This is a genomic window from Streptomyces sp. NPDC048415 (assembly GCF_040651675.1).
Taxonomy (GTDB): Bacteria; Actinomycetota; Actinomycetes; order Streptomycetales; family Streptomycetaceae; genus Streptomyces.
The window spans coordinates 12873-29122 of the sequence record NZ_JBEZKJ010000019.1 but is presented as its reverse complement, the minus strand read 5'-3'; the positions used below and the strand labels follow the sequence as shown (position 1 = coordinate 29122).

At 71.6% G+C, this 16250-nt stretch carries 12 protein-coding genes; 8 read left to right on the top strand and 4 right to left on the bottom strand.

What is annotated here, in order from left to right:
• The first annotated feature begins 3 nt into the window (after window positions 1–3).
• The 5 genes from AB0D27_RS15540 (at window position 4) to AB0D27_RS15520 (ending at window position 5858) form a co-directional block, all read left to right on the top strand.
• The gene (locus AB0D27_RS15540) at window positions 4–1734 is read left to right on the top strand and encodes a D-aminoacylase (RefSeq protein WP_362507749.1); all 1731 of its coding nucleotides are present in this window, start codon (window positions 4–6) and stop codon (window positions 1732–1734) included.
• Window positions 1731–3182: an aldehyde dehydrogenase family protein gene (locus AB0D27_RS15535; protein ID WP_362507746.1), complete on the top strand. Its 1452-nt coding sequence runs from the start codon at window positions 1731–1733 to the stop codon at window positions 3180–3182. The genes AB0D27_RS15540 and AB0D27_RS15535 overlap by 4 nt, the downstream gene beginning before the upstream one ends.
• Before the next feature lie 243 nt (window positions 3183–3425).
• Complete coding sequence (locus AB0D27_RS15530; RefSeq protein WP_362507743.1) at window positions 3426–4184, top strand: SDR family oxidoreductase; 759 nt, start codon at window positions 3426–3428, stop codon at window positions 4182–4184.
• A 31-nt stretch (window positions 4185–4215) separates the two neighbouring features.
• Window positions 4216–5115 (top strand): SDR family NAD(P)-dependent oxidoreductase, encoded by a 900-nt coding sequence (locus AB0D27_RS15525; RefSeq protein WP_362507740.1) that lies wholly within the window; start codon window positions 4216–4218, stop codon window positions 5113–5115.
• A gap of 23 nt (window positions 5116–5138) precedes the next feature.
• Complete coding sequence (locus AB0D27_RS15520; RefSeq protein WP_362507737.1) at window positions 5139–5858, top strand: TetR/AcrR family transcriptional regulator; 720 nt, start codon at window positions 5139–5141, stop codon at window positions 5856–5858.
• A 13-nt stretch (window positions 5859–5871) separates the two neighbouring features.
• On the opposite strand, the gene AB0D27_RS15515 is transcribed toward AB0D27_RS15520, so the two are convergent.
• Window positions 5872–6054, bottom strand: a complete 183-nt coding sequence (locus AB0D27_RS15515) for a DUF397 domain-containing protein (RefSeq protein WP_362507734.1) — start codon at window positions 6052–6054, stop codon at window positions 5872–5874.
• A 9-nt stretch (window positions 6055–6063) separates the two neighbouring features.
• The gene (locus AB0D27_RS15510) at window positions 6064–6915 is read right to left on the bottom strand and encodes a helix-turn-helix transcriptional regulator (protein WP_362507731.1); all 852 of its coding nucleotides are present in this window, start codon (window positions 6913–6915) and stop codon (window positions 6064–6066) included.
• A gap of 192 nt (window positions 6916–7107) precedes the next feature.
• Here AB0D27_RS15510 and AB0D27_RS15505 point away from each other — a divergent pair, with 192 nt between their 5' ends.
• Complete coding sequence (locus AB0D27_RS15505; protein WP_362507728.1) at window positions 7108–7560, top strand: ATP-binding protein; 453 nt, start codon at window positions 7108–7110, stop codon at window positions 7558–7560.
• A gap of 92 nt (window positions 7561–7652) precedes the next feature.
• Here the strand turns inward: AB0D27_RS15505 and AB0D27_RS15500 are convergent, their stop codons facing one another.
• A complete protein-coding gene (locus AB0D27_RS15500) occupies window positions 7653–9191 on the bottom strand; it encodes a CehA/McbA family metallohydrolase (protein ID WP_362507725.1) in 1539 nt (512 codons plus the stop codon).
• A 219-nt stretch (window positions 9192–9410) separates the two neighbouring features.
• Between AB0D27_RS15500 and AB0D27_RS15495 the strand changes: the two genes are divergently transcribed.
• On the top strand, window positions 9411–12023 hold the full coding sequence (locus AB0D27_RS15495) for a bifunctional FO biosynthesis protein CofGH (RefSeq protein ID WP_362507722.1): 2613 nt from the start codon (window positions 9411–9413) through the stop codon (window positions 12021–12023).
• 133 nt (window positions 12024–12156) lie between these two features.
• Here AB0D27_RS15495 and AB0D27_RS15490 read toward each other — a convergent pair whose 3' ends face one another.
• On the bottom strand, window positions 12157–12702 hold the full coding sequence (locus AB0D27_RS15490) for a DUF2165 domain-containing protein (RefSeq protein WP_362507719.1): 546 nt from the start codon (window positions 12700–12702) through the stop codon (window positions 12157–12159).
• A gap of 91 nt (window positions 12703–12793) precedes the next feature.
• Between AB0D27_RS15490 and AB0D27_RS15485 the strand changes: the two genes are divergently transcribed.
• Window positions 12794–16120 carry a tetratricopeptide repeat protein gene (locus tag AB0D27_RS15485; protein WP_362507716.1) on the top strand — a complete coding sequence of 1109 codons (3327 nt, stop codon included), beginning with the start codon at window positions 12794–12796 and terminating at the stop codon, window positions 16118–16120.
• Window positions 16121–16250 lie beyond the last annotated feature (130 nt).

Genomic DNA, 16250 nt, shown 5'->3' with positions numbered 1-16250 from the left:
GTCATGCTCGACCATCTGATCAAGGGCGCGACCGTCGTGGACGGGACGGGCGCGCCCGCGTACACCGCCGACGTGGGGATACGGGACGGCCGCATCGCCGTGATCGGTACGGTGACCGAGCCGTCCCGTACCAGCGAGGACGCCGCCGGGCTGGTCCTCGCCCCCGGCTTCGTCGACCCGCACACCCACTACGACGCCCAGCTCTTCTGGGACCCGTACGCCACTCCCTCCCTCAACCACGGGGTCACCACGGTCGCGGGCGGCAACTGCGGCTTCACCCTCGCCCCGCTGAACCCGGCCCGCCCCGGCGACGCCGATTACACCCGCCGCATGATGTCCAAGGTGGAGGGGATGTCCCTGGTCGCTCTGGAGGAGGGCGCGCCCTGGAGCTGGCACACCTTCGGGGAGTACCTGGACGCACTGGAGGGCCGGATCGCGGTCAACGCCGGATTCATGGTGGGGCACTGCGCGCTGCGGCGGTATGTGATGGGTCCGGCGGCGGTGGGCGGGCAGCCCACGGAAGAACAACTCGGCGAGATGCTCGCCCTCTTCCATGAGGCCATGGACGCCGGTGCCTGGGGCCTGTCCACCACCCAGTCCTCCACCCACTCCGACGGCGACGGCAAGCCGGTCGCCTCCCGGCACGCGAAACCGGCGGAGCTGCTGGCACTCAGCAGGGCCGTGGGGGAGCACGAGGGCACGCAGATCGAGGCGATCGTGGCCGGCTGCCTCGACCAGTTCAGCGACGACGAGATCGACCTGTTCGTGGAGATGAGCACGGCGGCGGGACGCCCCCTCAACTGGAACGTCCTGACGATCGACGCCGCCGTCCCCGAGCGCGTCCCCCGCCAGCTGGAGGCGAGCGAGCGTGCCCGCAAGGCCGGCGGCCGCGTCGTCGCGCTCACCATGCCGATCCTCACCCCGATGAACATGTCCCTCGGCACTTTCTGCGCGCTGAACCTGATCCCCGGCTGGGGCGAGGTACTGGGGCTGCCCGTGCCGGAGCGCATCGCCCGGTTGCGGGACGCCGAGGTCCGGGCGGAAATGCTCCGGCGGGCCGCTTCGAAGGAAGCCGGCGTATTCCGGCGGCTCGCCCACTTCGGGCGGTACGTCATCGGCGACACGTACAGCGCGGCGAACGAGGGCCTGACCGGGCGGGTCGTAGGGGACATCGCGGCCGAGCGCGGCCAGGAGCCGTTCGAGTGCCTCGTCGAGATCTGCGCGGCCGACAACCTCCGTACGGTGCTGTGGCCGATGCCCACCGACAACGACCCCGACTCGTGGGCGCTGCGGGCCGAGACCTGGCAGCACCAGGACGTCCTGCTGGGCGGCTCCGACGCGGGCGCCCATCTGGACCGCATGTGCGGAGCCCCGTACACCACCCGCTTCCTCGGCGACTGTGTGCGCGGGCGGAAGTTGGTGACGCTGGAGCGGGCCGTTCGGATGCTGACGGACGACCCGGCGCGGCTCTTCGGGCTGCGCGAACGAGGACGCCTCGAGGTGGGATTCCATGCCGACCTGGTGCTTTTCGACCCGGAGCGGATCGACGCCGGAAAGGCCACCCTGGTGCACGACCTGCCGGGAGAGAGCCCGCGCCTGGACTCCCGGGCGATCGGCGTAACGGCCGTGTGGGTCAACGGGGTCGAGGTGATACGGGGTGATGTGGTGACGGGTTCCGTGCCCGGGAAGGTGCTCCGCTCCGGCCGTGACACCCGGACGGTGAGTACCACATGACCGACGAGCAGCGGTTGTTCATCGGCGGTTCGTGGCTGGCGCCCGACCACGGGCACTACGAGGTGATCGACCCGGCGAGCGAAGGGGTCGTCGGGCGGGCGCCGGAGGCCTCGCGGGACCAGGTGCACGCGGCGGCGGCCGCGGCCCGCGAGGCCTTCGGGGCGTGGTCGCGCACGCCGGCCGAGGAGCGGGCGGCCGTGCTGGCCCGGGCGGCCGACGTCATCCAGCGCAACTTCGTCCCGTACGCCGAACTCGCCCAGGCCGAGAGCGGCGCCACGACCGGGACGGCGCGCGGTATGCAGGTGGGCGTCGGGATGGCCCGCTTCCGGCGGTACGCGCGGGTCGAACCCGTCGAGCAGCCGCTGCCGCCGCAGATCAACGAGGCCGGGCCCTTCGGCAGGGCGGCCGTGATGGGCGCGCTGGCCGTACGCCAGCCGGTCGGCGTGGTCACCTGCATCACGTCGTACAACAACCCTTGGGCCAACCCGGCCGGCAAGATCGCCCCCGCCCTCGCCATGGGCAACACGGTGGTGGTGAAGCCGGCCCCGCAGGATCCCCTGTCCGTCTACCGGATGGCGGAGGCCCTGGAGGCCGCCGGGGTGCCACCGGGGGTGGTGAACGTGGTCAGCGGCTCGGCGGCGGAGGTGGGGGAGTCGGCCGTCGACTCGCCGGACGTCGACATGGTCAGCTTCACCGGTTCGACGGCCGTCGGGCAGCGCATCGCCGAGGTGTGCGGCCGGTCCATGAAACGGCAGCTGATGGAGCTGGGCGGCAAGGGCGCGGCGGTCGTCTTCGACGACGCGGACCTGGAATCTGCGGTGTCGGGGATCGGCACGACGTTCTCGTTCTACAGCGGGCAGATCTGCACGGCCCCGACGCGGGTGCTGGTGCAGCGGGGGGTGCACGACCGGCTGGTCGAGCAACTGGCGGCGTACGCCCGGCATGTGAAGGTGGGGGATCCGCGGGAGCCGGGCACGGTGGTCGGCCCGGTCATCTCGGCGGCGCATCGCGACCGGGTCGAGTCGTATGTCGAACTCGGGCGGAAGGAGGGCGCGCGGGTGGTGACGGGCGGCGAACGCCCCGCGCTCGCCCGCGGCTTCTACGTCGCCCCGACCCTCCTCGCCGACTGCACCCCCGACATGCGAGTGGTCCGCGAGGAGATCTTCGGCCCGGTCGTCGTGGTCGTCCCCTTCGACGACGAGGAGGAGGGCATCGCGCTGGCCAACGACAGCGACTACGGCCTCATCGACTACGTCTGGTCCGGCGACGTCGCCCGCGCCTTCCGCGTCGCGCGGCGCTTGCGGGCGGGAGGCGTGGGCGTCAACACGGTCGGCCGCAACATGGAGGCCCCGTTCGGCGGCTTCAAGAAGAGCGGGGTGGGCCGGGACGTGGGGTCGTACGCGCTGCAGGCGTACAGCGAGGTGCAGGCGATCGTGTGGCCGGGGTGAGGAATTGGGTTCCAGCCCGTCCGGCGTTTGAGGACGAGCGCGAAGCGCGATAAGGGGGGTTTGGGGGGCGGGAGCCTCCCAGGCGGGACGGGTAAAGCGGAGGGGGCGAGGAAACGCCACACGGTAGCGGCGTTACCGGCGACCCGCCCCTCCCCGCTGTAGCGCCGCTAACGTAGAAGTGTTAGCGTTGTTTCTGTCGGGGTGCGAGTCACCGCTACCCCAGCCACCGGCAGGAGCGACCTCATGAGCGAGCAGCCCACCAACCCCACCACCACCCCCCGCGTAGCGATCGTCACCGGCGGTTCCCGCGGCATCGGCCGCGAGACCGCCGAGCGCCTCGGCGCCGACGGATACGCCGTCGTCGTGAACTACGCCGGCAACGCGGCCGAGGCCGAAAAGGCCGTCACCACGATCACGGAGGCCGGCGGCCAGGCCCTGGCCCACCGCGCCGATGTGGCCGACGAGACCGACGTCGCCGCCCTCTTCGACGCCGCCGAAAAGGCGTACGGCGGCGTAGATGTCGTCGTGCACGCGGCCGGCGTCATGACGCTGGCCCCGCTCGCCGACCTCGACCTCGCCGACCTCGACCGCATGCACCGCACCAACATCCGCGGCACGTTCGTCGTCGACCAGCAGGCCGTGCGCCGGCTGCGCCCGGGCGGCGCGATCATCAACTTCTCCACCTCGGTACTGGCCCTCGCCCTCCCCGGCTACAGCGCGTACGCCGCCACGAAGGGCGCCGTCGAGGCGATGACCCTGATCGTGGCCCGCGAGATGCGCGGCCGGGACATCACCGTCAACGCGGTGGCCCCCGGCCCGACCGCCACCGCGCTGTTCCTGGACGGCAAGGACGAGGAGACCGTCGCGCGGATGGCCGCCCAGCCGCCGCTGGAGCGCCTCGGCACGCCCGAGGACATCGCCGGCGTCGTCGCCTTCCTCGCGGGCCCGGCCGGCCGCTGGGTCAACGGCCAGGTGATCCGGGCCAACGGCGGCATCGCGTAATCCCGTCGCCCTTCTCTCCCTGGAGCCCCTCATGAGCAAGACGATCCTCATCACCGGCGCGGGTTCCGGCTTCGGCGCCCTCTCCGCCCGCGCCCTCGCCCGCGCCGGACACACGGTCTACGCGGCACTGCGCGACACCACGGGCCGCAATGCGCCCCGCGTCGCGGACGCCAAGGCGTACGCCGCCGAACACCGGGTGGACCTGCGCACCGTCGAACTGGACGTGCTCTCCCAGGAGTCGGCCGACACGGCCGTGGCCACGGTCCTCGCGGAGGCGGGCGGCCTGGACGTGCTCGTGCACAACGCGGGCCATATGGTGACCGGCCCGACCGAGGCGTTCACGCCCGAGGAACTGGCGGCGGTCTACGACACGAACGTACTCGGCACCCAGCGCGTCAACCGGGCCGCGCTCCCGCACCTGCGCGCCCGGCAGTCCGGCCTGCTGCTGTGGATCGGCTCCACGTCCAGCCGGGGCGGTACACCGCCCTATCTGGCGCCGTACTTCGCCGCCAAGGCCGCGATGGACGCGCTCGCCGTGTCGTACGCCGCCGAGCTGGCCCGCTTCGGCATCGAGACGACCATCGTGGTGCCGGGCGCCTTCACCTCCGGCACCAACCACTTCGCCACGGGCGGGCATCCATCCGAGCAGACCATGATCCCCGCGTACGAGGAACGCTACGCCGGCCTGACGGACCAGGTCGCCCGGCGCCTCGCCGCCCTCGCCCCGGCCGACGCCGACGTGTCCCTGGTCGCCGACGCGATCGTGGAGGTCGTCGGGACTCCGCACGGCGAGCGCCCGTTCCGCGTCCACGTCGACCCGGCGGACGACGGCTCGGAGGAGGTCAGCCGGGTCGCGGACCGCGTCCGTGCCGAGTTCCTCACCCGTATCGGCCTGGCCGACCTGCTGACCCCGCACCGGGAGGCCGGGTGACCTCGGGGGATAACGTCGCTCCCGTGAGTACGAAAGCGCGCATTCTCGAAGTGGCGGCCGCCCTGGTCGCCGAGTCCCCGAACGGGGATGTCTCGACCCGGGCGGTGTGCGAGGCCGCCGGGGTCGGTGCCCCGGCGCTCTACCGCCACTTCGGGGACAAGGAGGGGCTGCTGTCGGCCGTCGTCGACCACGGCTACGACAAGTACTTGGCGACCAAGCGCCGACGCCGCCCCGGCACGGACCCGGTGCAGGACCTGCGCGACGGCTGGGACACCCACACCGAGTTCGCCCTGCGCAACCCGAACCTCTACCGCCTCATGAACTCCCCGGCCATGCGTACGCCGCCGGCCGCCGCCCTGGAGTCCCACCAGATCCTGACCGCCGACCTCCAGCGAGCCGCTGAACAGGGCAAACTCCGCCTCGCCCCCGAACTCGCCGCCCAGATCATCATGTCCGCCAACGTCGGCGTGTCCCTGATGCTGGTCTCCCGCCCGGCCACCTTCACCGACCGGACGATCTCCCGCCGCGTACGAGACGCGGTACACGCGGCGGTCTTCACCACGGACGTGACGGACTCCGGCCCCGACACCGCGCCGAGCGAGCCGACCGAGTCCCGCCTCCCCGCCACCGCGACCCGCCTCGGGGCCCTTCTCCGCCAGACCCCGAGCCCGGCCTTCACCCCGGCCGAGACGGGCCTGCTGACGGAGTGGCTGGACCGCCTCTCGAACACGTCGGGGGCCTAGGAGCAGCCGAGACTCAGCCGCAGTTCCCTTTGACCGCCCGGAGGAGCGCCGCGAAGGCGTCGGGGTCGGCCGAGAGTATGACCCCGTCGGGGTCGCCGCTCTCGGTCAGACGAACCGTTTCTGCGGTGGCGGCGACGTGGACGCAGGCGTCGCCCTCCTGGCAGTAGGACGACTTCTGCCAGTCATGCGTGGGCATGGGGCTCCTTCACAGGTCTTGGGCGATGGCGTGGATCAGGTCCCGGGACTTCTCTGGGCTGAGGGCGGTGGCCTCCACCACGTCGAGCAGGTTCCGGTACTTCTCCAAGAGTGCTTCGGCATCCAGGAGTACGGGACCGTGGAACTGGTCGAGTTGAGCGGTGTCGAGCTGTGGGACAGGGCCGTGCAGGTAGTTGATGGACTGTCCCGAGCCCGGGAACGCGCCTACATCGAAGGGGAGCACCCGGACGGTGATGTGCTCCCACTCACTCACGTCGAGGAGGTGCTGGAGCTGGGCGCGCGCCACGTCCCGGCCGCCGACGCGCATGCGCAGGGCCGCTTCATGCATCACGGTGCGATAAGGGATCGGGTCCGCCCGGTAGATGACGTCCTGCCGCTTGATTCGGTGCGAGACGCGGTGCTCGACCTCTGGCGGCGTGGGCGCCGGGATCACGTGGCGGAAGATCTCGCGGGCGTGGTCATGGGTCTGGAGCAGCCCCGAGACGTGGGTCGTGTACGCGGTGCGCACGGCGGTGGCGTGGTGTTCCAGTTCGGCGAGGTCGAGTAGGCCCGACGGCAGAACCTCCCGGTACGACTCCCACCAGCCACGCGTCTTGTCGGTCGCGATGGCGACCAGGGCCTCCACGAAGTCCTGGTCCGGGCATGTGTACGCCCGGGCCATCGCTCTGAGCCGGTCGGGGCTGACGCCGAATCGGGCCGATTCGATGTTGCTGAGTTGCCCTTGGCTGATCCCGAGTGTGCGGGCCGCTTCGGTCGCCGTCATGCCCGCGCGCTCGCGCATTTTGCGCAGCTCAACGGCGAGCCGGATGCGCCGGGCCGACGCTGAGGCTCTCGGGGGCATGTGAACTCCTCTTGCTCCACACCGAGTTGGTGTCACCCACACGAGGGAAGTATCTCGAAGTTTTCTCGGATCTGCCAAATGTTATTTGTCAGTGCCCTAGCTTCGTACTCAGGCGCCCACCCAGAAGCACCCCGCTCGACGGAGCGGCACCGTCACTGGGCCCCCAACTCCCTCTCCTGATCGGAAACTTCCATGGCAACCGTATCCCCACCCTGGTCCTACACCTTGCAACTTCCGCACGACCCAAGAGCTCCGGGCATCGCCCGGGGAGCCCTCCGGCTGATTCTGGCCGCCCACGAAATGACCGAACTCGTCCCCACAGCCGAGCTGTTGGCCGCGGAACTGCTCACGAACTCGCACCGCCACACCAAGGGCCCGTACGCCCTCCGCCTCCGGGCGACCGAGCCCGACCGGCTGTGCGTGGCGGTGTGGGACTCGGACCCCAGGGTCCCGCCCGGGTTCGCGCAGACACCGCCGGGCGCCCCGGATGACGTACCCCCGGAGGATGCCGAGGACGGGCGCGGCCTGTACCTCGTGCGGGCCTGCGCCGACTCCTGGGGCGCGTCCGTCCTGCGCGAGCTGGGCGCGTCGAAGGGCGGCAAGCTGCTGTGGGCCGAGTGCGGACGCGGGGTGGCGACGTGGTGAGCGGGGCTGCGCGGGCCGTGGGGAGCAGTGCGCGATGCCCGTCCCGGGCGGTCGGCGCCGTACTGGGAGGTGGAGCCACAGCACCGCTCGTGTCATTCCGCTTTCCCGTGCGCCCCCAGGAAGATCGGGTTCGTGAACGCCGCCAACGCCCCCGGCAGCGGGCCCAGCGCCACCTCGTGGCGCAACTCCGCCCGTACGTAGGCCGCGTACGCCGCCGTCGTATGCCACTCGGCCGTTCCGGCACCGGAGACGGGGAGGGGGTCGCTGGTGAAAAGGACGCCTTGGTCGGTGACGAAGCGGATCGTGCAGCGGGGTGCGCCCGTCGCCTCCAGCCTGACCGTCACCGGGGTCTCACGGTCCGCCCCCAACCGCTCGCCGATGCCCGCGTGCTCCCCCTTCGCGCCGGATGCCGTGAAGGTCAGGGAGACCGACTTCGACTCGGCCACGTATGAATGGCCCGCGCGGATGCCGGCCTGGATGGCTTCGCGGGTCAGGTCGTCGGCGAGGACGACCGTCTGGGGGGTGCCGACCGGGTCGGGGTCGCGGTGGGCGTCGCTGTTGCCCATCGCGGGGAGCCAGTCGCGTGAGCCCGAGCGTGCGGACGCGACCAGCGTGTTGTCCCAGTCGGCCAGGGAGACCTCGTCGTCCGGGGTCCACGGGCCGTTCCACACCTCGACGGCGTCCGCCTCGCCGAAGCCGAACTTCCAGGAGCAGCCGATGCAGGTGGCGTGGGGGTGGGCGGGGACGACGAGGCCCCCGGCGCGGCGGATCTGGCGCGCGTACTTGCCGAAGCGGTTGTCGCGGGCGCGGTAGCGCCAGTCGACGAAGGTGCCCGGGTCCGTGCCGAGGGCCACGACATGGCCGTTGCGTGTCGTCACCTCCTCGCCCAGCATGATCAGGAGGTCGTCGCCCGCCTGGTCCGCCCAATGCGGGTGGGAGGCGTGGGTGTTGTGGTCCGAGGTGTTGATGAAGTCCAGGCCCGCCGCCCTCGCCAGCGCCGCGATCTCCGCCGGGGTGCGGCGGCCGTCGGAGTACCAGGAGTGCAGATGGCAGTCGCCGCGGTACCAGTCACGGCCGCGGCCCTTGGCCCGCGAGGGCGGGTACGTCGGCTGCGCGACGGCACCGGGCTCCCCGTACGTCAGCGTGATCGTGATCTCGTAGGGCAGGCCCTGCGGCGCCACCGTGTACGGGCCGAGGGCGATGTGCCAGGTGCCGGGGCGGATCGGGCCCGGGATGTAGCCGGGGGTCGCGTCGTCACCGCGGATGAAGAACTCCGTGCGCGCCCCGCCCGACCAGCCGCGGAAGCCCCGGCCGCCCAGCTCGGTGCCGTGTTCGTCGAAGATGCCGATGTCCAGGGCGTTGCCCGCGGTGCCGGCCGGGACGGACGGTTTGTCGTAGGTGTACGCGACCTTGATCTCGCGTACGCCGGAGGGGACTTCGACGGGTACGTACACGAAGTCCGGCGAACCGGTGGGCAGGGTGCCGCGCACCGTCTTCGTCTCCTGGTTGCTTGCCGCTTCGGCTTCGGGGCCGTGGGAGAAGCTCACGCTTCCCAACGTAAGCGCGGCGGCGGCGCCCGTCACGAACAGAGCGCGTCTCGCCATTCCGTTTCCGTGGTCGTCCTCGCACATGCTGCTGCTCCCCGGTGTCGAAGCGTGGCGGTGACATGACACGTACAAGCTTGGTGGTCAGCCGTGAACTGCGGGGCACGGGAAGGGAATCGGCAGCTTTCGCACGAGCCGACAGTGAGCGGGCGCCGGACACCAGTGCCACTCTGTAACGATCCGCCGCACCCGAGGAATCCGGCCGGGCCCTGTAATGCCTGATCACCGCGATCGTATGCTCGAAGGATGACGACTTCCGCGACTCCCGGAACCGGGCCGACGGCGAACTCCCTGCGGCGTGCCCTCAAACGCGCCCGTGACGGCGTCGCGCTCGACGTCACCGAGGCGGCGGTGCTGCTGCAGGCCCGCGGCGCGGACCTCGACGACCTCACCGCGTCCGCCGCGCGGGTGCGGGACGCGGGCCTCGCCGCGGCGGGCCGCCCCGGCGTCATCACGTACTCCAAGAGCGTCTTCATCCCGCTGACCCGGCTGTGCCGGGACACCTGCCACTACTGCACCTTCGTCACGGTGCCCGGCAAGCTGCGCCGGGCGGGCCACGGGATGTTCATGTCCCCCGACGAGGTCCTCGACATCGCCCGCCGGGGCGCCGAACTCGGCTGCAAGGAAGCTCTCATCACCCTCGGCGACAAGCCGGAGGACCGCTGGCCGGAGGCCCGTGAGTGGCTGGACGCGCACGGCTACGACGACACGATCGCGTACGTACGCGCCATCTCGATCCGCATCCTGGAGGAGACGGGCCTGCTGCCGCACCTCAACCCGGGGGTGATGTCGTGGACCGACTTCCAGCGGCTCAAGCCCGTCGCGCCGAGCATGGGCATGATGCTGGAGACGACCGCGACCCGGTTGTGGAGCGAGCCCGGCGGGCCGCACTACGGATCGCCGGACAAGGAGCCCGCCGTACGGCTGCGGGTGCTGGAGGACGCGGGCCGCTCCTCCGTCCCGTTCACCAGCGGGCTGCTGATCGGCATCGGGGAGACGTTCGAGGAGCGCGCCGAGTCCCTCTTCGCGCTCCGCCGGGTGTCGCGGTCGTACCACGGCATCCAGGAACTCATCATCCAGAACTTCCGCGCCAAGCCGGACACCGCGATGCGCGGGATGCCGGACGCGGAGCTGGACGAGCTGGTGGCCACGGTCGCGGTGGCCCGGCACATCATGGGCCCGGCGGCCTGCCTCCAGGCGCCGCCCAACCTGGTCGACAGCGAGTACGGGCGGCTCATCGGCGCCGGGATCGACGACTGGGGCGGGGTCTCGCCGCTGACCATCGACCATGTGAACCCGGAGCGGCCGTGGCCGCGGATCGAGGAGCTGGCCGACCGTTCGGCCGCGGAGGGTTTCGAGCTGCGGGAACGCCTCTGTGTGTACCCGGAGTTCGTGCAGCGCGGTGAGCCCTGGCTCGACCCGCGGCTGCTGCCGCACGTACGGGCGCTGGCCGATCCGGAGACGGGCCTCGCGCGGGCGGACGCGGTGGTCGAGGGCCACCCCTGGCAGGAGCCCGAGGAGGCGTTCACGGCGTCGGGCCGCACCGATCTGCACCACACCATCGACACCGAGGGCCGTACGGGCGACCGCCGGGAGGACTTCGACCTCGTCTACGGCGACTGGGCGGCGCTGCGGGAGGCCGCCGCGCCCGGCATGGTGCCGTCCCGTATCGACACGGACGTCCGCGCGGCGCTCGCGACGGCCGCCGACGACCCCACCAGGCTCACCGACGACGAGGCCCTCGCCCTCCTGCACGCGGACGGTCCGGCCCTGGACGCGCTCACCCGCATCGCGGACGACGTCCGCAAGTCCGTGGTCGGCGACGACGTCACGTACATCGTCACCCGGAACATCAACTTCACCAACGTCTGCTACACCGGCTGCCGTTTCTGCGCCTTCGCCCAGCGCCGCACGGACGCCGACGCGTACACGCTCTCCCTGGAACAGGTCGCCGACCGTGCCGCCCAGGCCTGGGACGTCGGCGCGGTCGAGGTGTGCATGCAGGGCGGCATCCACCCGGACCTGCCCGGCACCGCCTACTTCGACATCGCGAAGGCGGTCAAGGAACGCGTCCCCGGCATGCATGTGCACGCCTTCTCCCCGATGGAGGTCGTCAACGGCGCGACGCGCACCGGCCTGTCGATCCGCGAGTGGCTGACGGCGGCGAAGGAGGCGGGCCTGGACTCCATCCCCGGCACCGCCGCCGAGATCCTCGACGACGAGGTCCGCTGGATCCTGACGAAGGGCAAGCTGCCGACGGCGACCTGGATCGAGGTGATCACCACGGCGCACGAACTCGGCATCCGCTCCAGCAGCACCATGATGTACGGGCATGTGGACCAGCCCCGCCACTGGCTCGGCCACTTCCGCACCCTCTCCCGCATCCAGCAACAGACCGGCGGCTTCACGGAGTTCGTGACCCTCCCCTTCATCCACACCAACGCCCCCGTCTACCTGGCCGGCATCGCCCGCCCCGGCCCGACGACCCGCGACAACCGCGCGGTCGTGGCGATGGCCCGGCTGCTGCTGCACCCGCACATCCCCAACATCCAGACGAGCTGGGTCAAGCTGGGCGCGGAGGGCGCGGCGGAGATGCTCCGCTCGGGCGCCAACGACCTCGGCGGCACCCTCATGGAGGAGACCATCTCCCGCATGGCGGGCTCGTCGTACGGCTCGTACAAGTCCGTCAAGGACCTGATCGCGGTGGCGGAGGCGGCGGGCCGCCCGGCGAAACCGCGTACGACGCTCTACGGAGAGGTGGCGGAGGAACGGCAGCGGGCCGCCTCGGCTTCCGACGGGCATCTACCCGAGCTCCTCCCTGTGTTGGAAACTCCCGGGAAGCAGGCAACGACGCGGTGAGTGCGGGATCGGCCGACCGGTGGTACGTGCTCGTCGAGGCCACCATCGGCTCCGCCGACGAAACGTGGAGCGCGACGCCAGACGCCACCTGCCGAACCTCCCACGAAGAGGGACGGCAGGCGGCGCAGGGTGTTCAAACGCGGATGGATTCCTCATCGCTTCGGCGCCCGGGCTGCCCGGCCGTCTCCGGTCCGCCGCCCCACGGCAGATGGATGACCACAAGGACGATCCCGCTCAGCGTGAAGACACGCGTGGCGGCGTCGAGGCCGTTCCAGTCCTTCGACTGCCACATGGCGAACCACTCGCCGCCGATGCCGATGAAACCGGCGCCGAAGAGCAGCAGAAGCATCAGCAGGCCGAGGGCGGAGGTCCGGCGGGCGCGCGGGTAGTCGCGCCGGGCCCACAGATACGTCCCGGCGATGAGCACCAGTGCCGCGACCGTCTCCCACACGATGATCGCGACGTACGCCGTGTCCTGCCAGGCGTGCGAGGTGATGGCCCGCCACATCAGGTCGTCGTCCTTGAAGGTGGTGTCCATCGCGAGGACATGGCGTACGAACTGCTGGTTCGTGCCGAAGTCCGTGATGTTCCCGAAGGCGACGAGCGTGATGTAGAGCGCGACGGTGGCGGTGAGGAGGGCGGAGGTGAGGGGGAGGGTGCGGGAAGTGGGAGTGGCCATGCCGGTCTCCTTCCCTGCGCCGGCCGCCGCCTCCCGTACGCATTGAGACAGAATGGTGACTGTCGGGCTCTGGGGGCGAGGGGGCGCACGAATGGTGAACACGCGGCGGTCGATGCAGCAGTTGATCGCGCAGCGCAGACGGCGGGGCTTTGTCGGCCGGGGTGCCGAACGCGCCGCCTTCCGGGAAAATCTGGAGCTGCCGCCGGAGGACGAGCGGCACCGTTTCCTCTTCCACGTGCACGGCAACGCGGGTGTCGGAAAGACCTTCCTGGTAAGGGAGTTGGAGCAGGTTGCGCGGGAACGCGGCGCCCTGACCGCTTACGTCGACGAGTCGGTCGGCAGCGTGCCGGAGGCGATGGGGGTGATCGCGGAGCACTTCGTGCGTCAGGGCCACCGCTTCAAGGAGTTGGAGCGGCTGCTGGCCACGCAGCGGGAGCGGCGGCACGAGGCGGCGGCGGTCGTGGACGCCGGTCCCGAGCCGGGGGAGCCGTCGGCCGCGAGCATGGCGGCGGCCCGCGCGAGCCTGGTGGGGCTGGGCCTGGTGCCGGGCGTCGGTGCCTTCGCGGGAGCTCTGGATCCGGCTCAACTGGCCCAGGGCGCCGACAGATTACGGGCCGGAATGAGCGCGCGCTTCCGCAGCCAGGAGGACGTGCAACTGGTCCTGGCCCCCGAGCGCGTCCTCACCCCCGTGCTTCTGAAGGAACTGGCCGAGGCGGCGGCCCAAGTCCCCTGGCTGGTCCTGGTCTTCGACACGTACGAACGGACCGGCCCCTTCCTCGATGGCTGGCTGCACGACGTGATGACCACGGACCGGTACGGCGGCGCCCTGCCGGCGAACGTCGTGGTGGTCATCGCCGGGCAACACTCCCTCGACCCCGCCCGCTGGGGTGGCCTCGCGGACTTCGTGACGGAGGCGCCGCTCGGGCCGTTCACGGAGGCGGAGGCGCGCGGGCTGCTGGCCGAAAAAGGGGTGGTGGCGGAGCCGGTGGTCGAGGAGGTACTGCGGCTCACGGGCGGTCTGCCGGTACTCGTCTCGACCTTGGCCGAGCAGCGTCCCGCCGACCCGGACGGCATTGGCGACCCCAGCGCAACGGCCGTCGCACGCTTCCTGAAGTGGGAGCAGGATCCCGTACGCCGGGCGGCGGCACTCGCGTGCGCGCTGCCTCGGCGCTTGGACGCGGATGTGTTCCGGGCGGCCGTGGACTGCCCGGACGAGGCTGTGACATCAGCCGCTACCGCGGCGGGCGACACGCTCTTCGGCTGGCTGCGCGGGCTGCCGTTCGTGGACGACCGTGGCGACCGGGTGCAGTACCACGACCTGGTGCGCGAGCCGATGCTCCGGTTGCAGCGGCGGCGTTCCCCGCGGGGCTGGACCGAGCGGCACGAGAGGCTCGCCGGGGTGTTCGGGCGGTGGTGTGCGGAAGCGGGGAGTGATCTGCGGCCCGCGCTGGAGTGGGAGGACGAGGAGTGGCGCGAGCTGCGGCTGGAGGAGGTGTACCACTCGCTGTGTGCCCGGCCGCGCACGGCACTGGCCGGGGCACTGCGCGACGTCGTCGCCGCCTGCCGCGAGGACCAGGTACTCGGTCGCCACTGGGCCCGGATGCTGGAGGAGGCGGGCGTCGCGGCGGCCGCCCCGGCCGTGCGCGACTGGGGCCGGGACCTGCGTGAGGTGCTCGCGGACGACGCGGACGGGCTGACCGGGGCGATGGATCTGCTGCTGGCCCGCCCCGGCCTGGACCAGGACGGCCGGGCCATGGCGCACGGGGTACGTGGACGGGAGCTGCGCAATGGCGGACAGTACGAGCGCGCGCTGGCCGAGTACGACCGGGCGATCGAGCTCGATCCGGACCTGGTTCAGGCCTACTACGGCCGTGGTCTCACCCACCAGCTGATGGACGACTATCCGGCGGCCCTGGCCGCCTTCGACCGTGCGGACGAACTGGTGCCCGACGCCGATTGGATCCTCGTGGAGCGCGGTGAGACCTATCGGATGGCGGGCCGGTTCGAGGAGGCCGTCGCCGACTTCGACCGGGCCGTCACCCTCGACCCGACCGATCCGGAGCCCGTGGCCAGCCGGGGGGTGTGCCGCCACTTCGCCGGGCAGTACGACGAAGCACTCGCCGACTTCGACCGCGCCCTCGGCCTCCATGAGGACTACCTGTGGGCGCTCGTGCGCAGGGCTCGCCTGTTCCGGGACAGGGAGGAGCTGGACAAGGCGTTCGCCGACCTGGATCGGGCGGCCCGTCTCGCACCCGACTCCGCCTGGGTCGCCTCGGAGCGGGGGGAGGCCTTTCGGGCCACGGGCAGGTTCGAAGAGGCCGTCGCCGAGCTCGGCCGAGCCGTCCGTCTCGACCCCGACCACGCATCGGCCCTGGCCGGCCGTGGAATGGCCCGCCACGAGCTGGGCCGGACCGAGGAGGCCCTGGCCGACCTGAACCGTGCCATCGAGTTGGACCCGGACTACTCCTGGGCCCTGGTGATGCGGGCGCGCGTCAGGCGCCGGCTGGAGGACCGGGCCGGCATGTTCGAGGATCTGCGCCGAGCGGTCGCGGCGAGCCCTGACAACAACTGGATCGAGACCGAACTGGGCGACGCCTACCGGCTCGCGGGCAGGCACCAGGAGGCGATCGCCGTCTTCCACCACGTGGTGGAACGCGATCCCGACAACGCCTCGGCGCTGGCCAGTCTGGGAGCGACGCACCGTCTCCTGAAGGCCTACCCGGAAGCTCTGGCGTATCTGGACCGCGCCCTGGGGGCGAACCCGGACTACCCGTGGGCGTACGACCAGCGTGCGCGCGTCTGCCTGGTGACCGGGCGGACCGAGCAGGCCCTGGCCGACTGGGACCGGTGCTTCACCCTGGACCGGGACCCGGACGCCCGCAACGAAGCCATAGGGGCACTGATCTATTGCGGTCGATGGGACGAGGCTTTGGCCCGGATGGCCGACGCGGACCGGGCGGCGGCCCCGGACGACGACCTCGACTACCTGCGCATCGAGGCCTTCCGGCACACCGGGCGGTGGGCACAGGCCCGACGTCTCGCCGAGCGGTTCCGCGAGCATGACGTGGTCCCGGGCACGTTCCAACTGGCGATGATCGAGAGCAGGTCCCGGGGACTGGAGGCCGCGGAACCCCTCTGGCATGAACTGGCACGGGTCCTGGGCACGGGCGAACTCGACGAAGCAATGCGCCTGTCGGGACGGTGCATCGTCAGCTGGGCCCTCGCCGACTGGGCCGACGCCGACCGGGGGTTGGCCGCAGTCCTGGCGACGGAGCCCGCCTGGGACGACCTGGCGGACCTCGTCGAGATCCTCACCGACCTGCTGCACAGCCCTGGCGCCGACCTCTCCCGCCTCACCCCCCGCCTCGCGGCGGTCACATCGGCCCGCGACGCCGTCCGGGCGCGTTACGCGCACTGACCCGCGAAGCCCACGAATTCGGCCCAGGCGACGGCCGTGAACGCGGGCCGCGCGCCCTGTCCGCGCGATCCGGGAGGCGCCCGAGGCGAAGGTCGAGCGGCTCGCCGCCGAGTTGGCGGCGCTCGGTCAT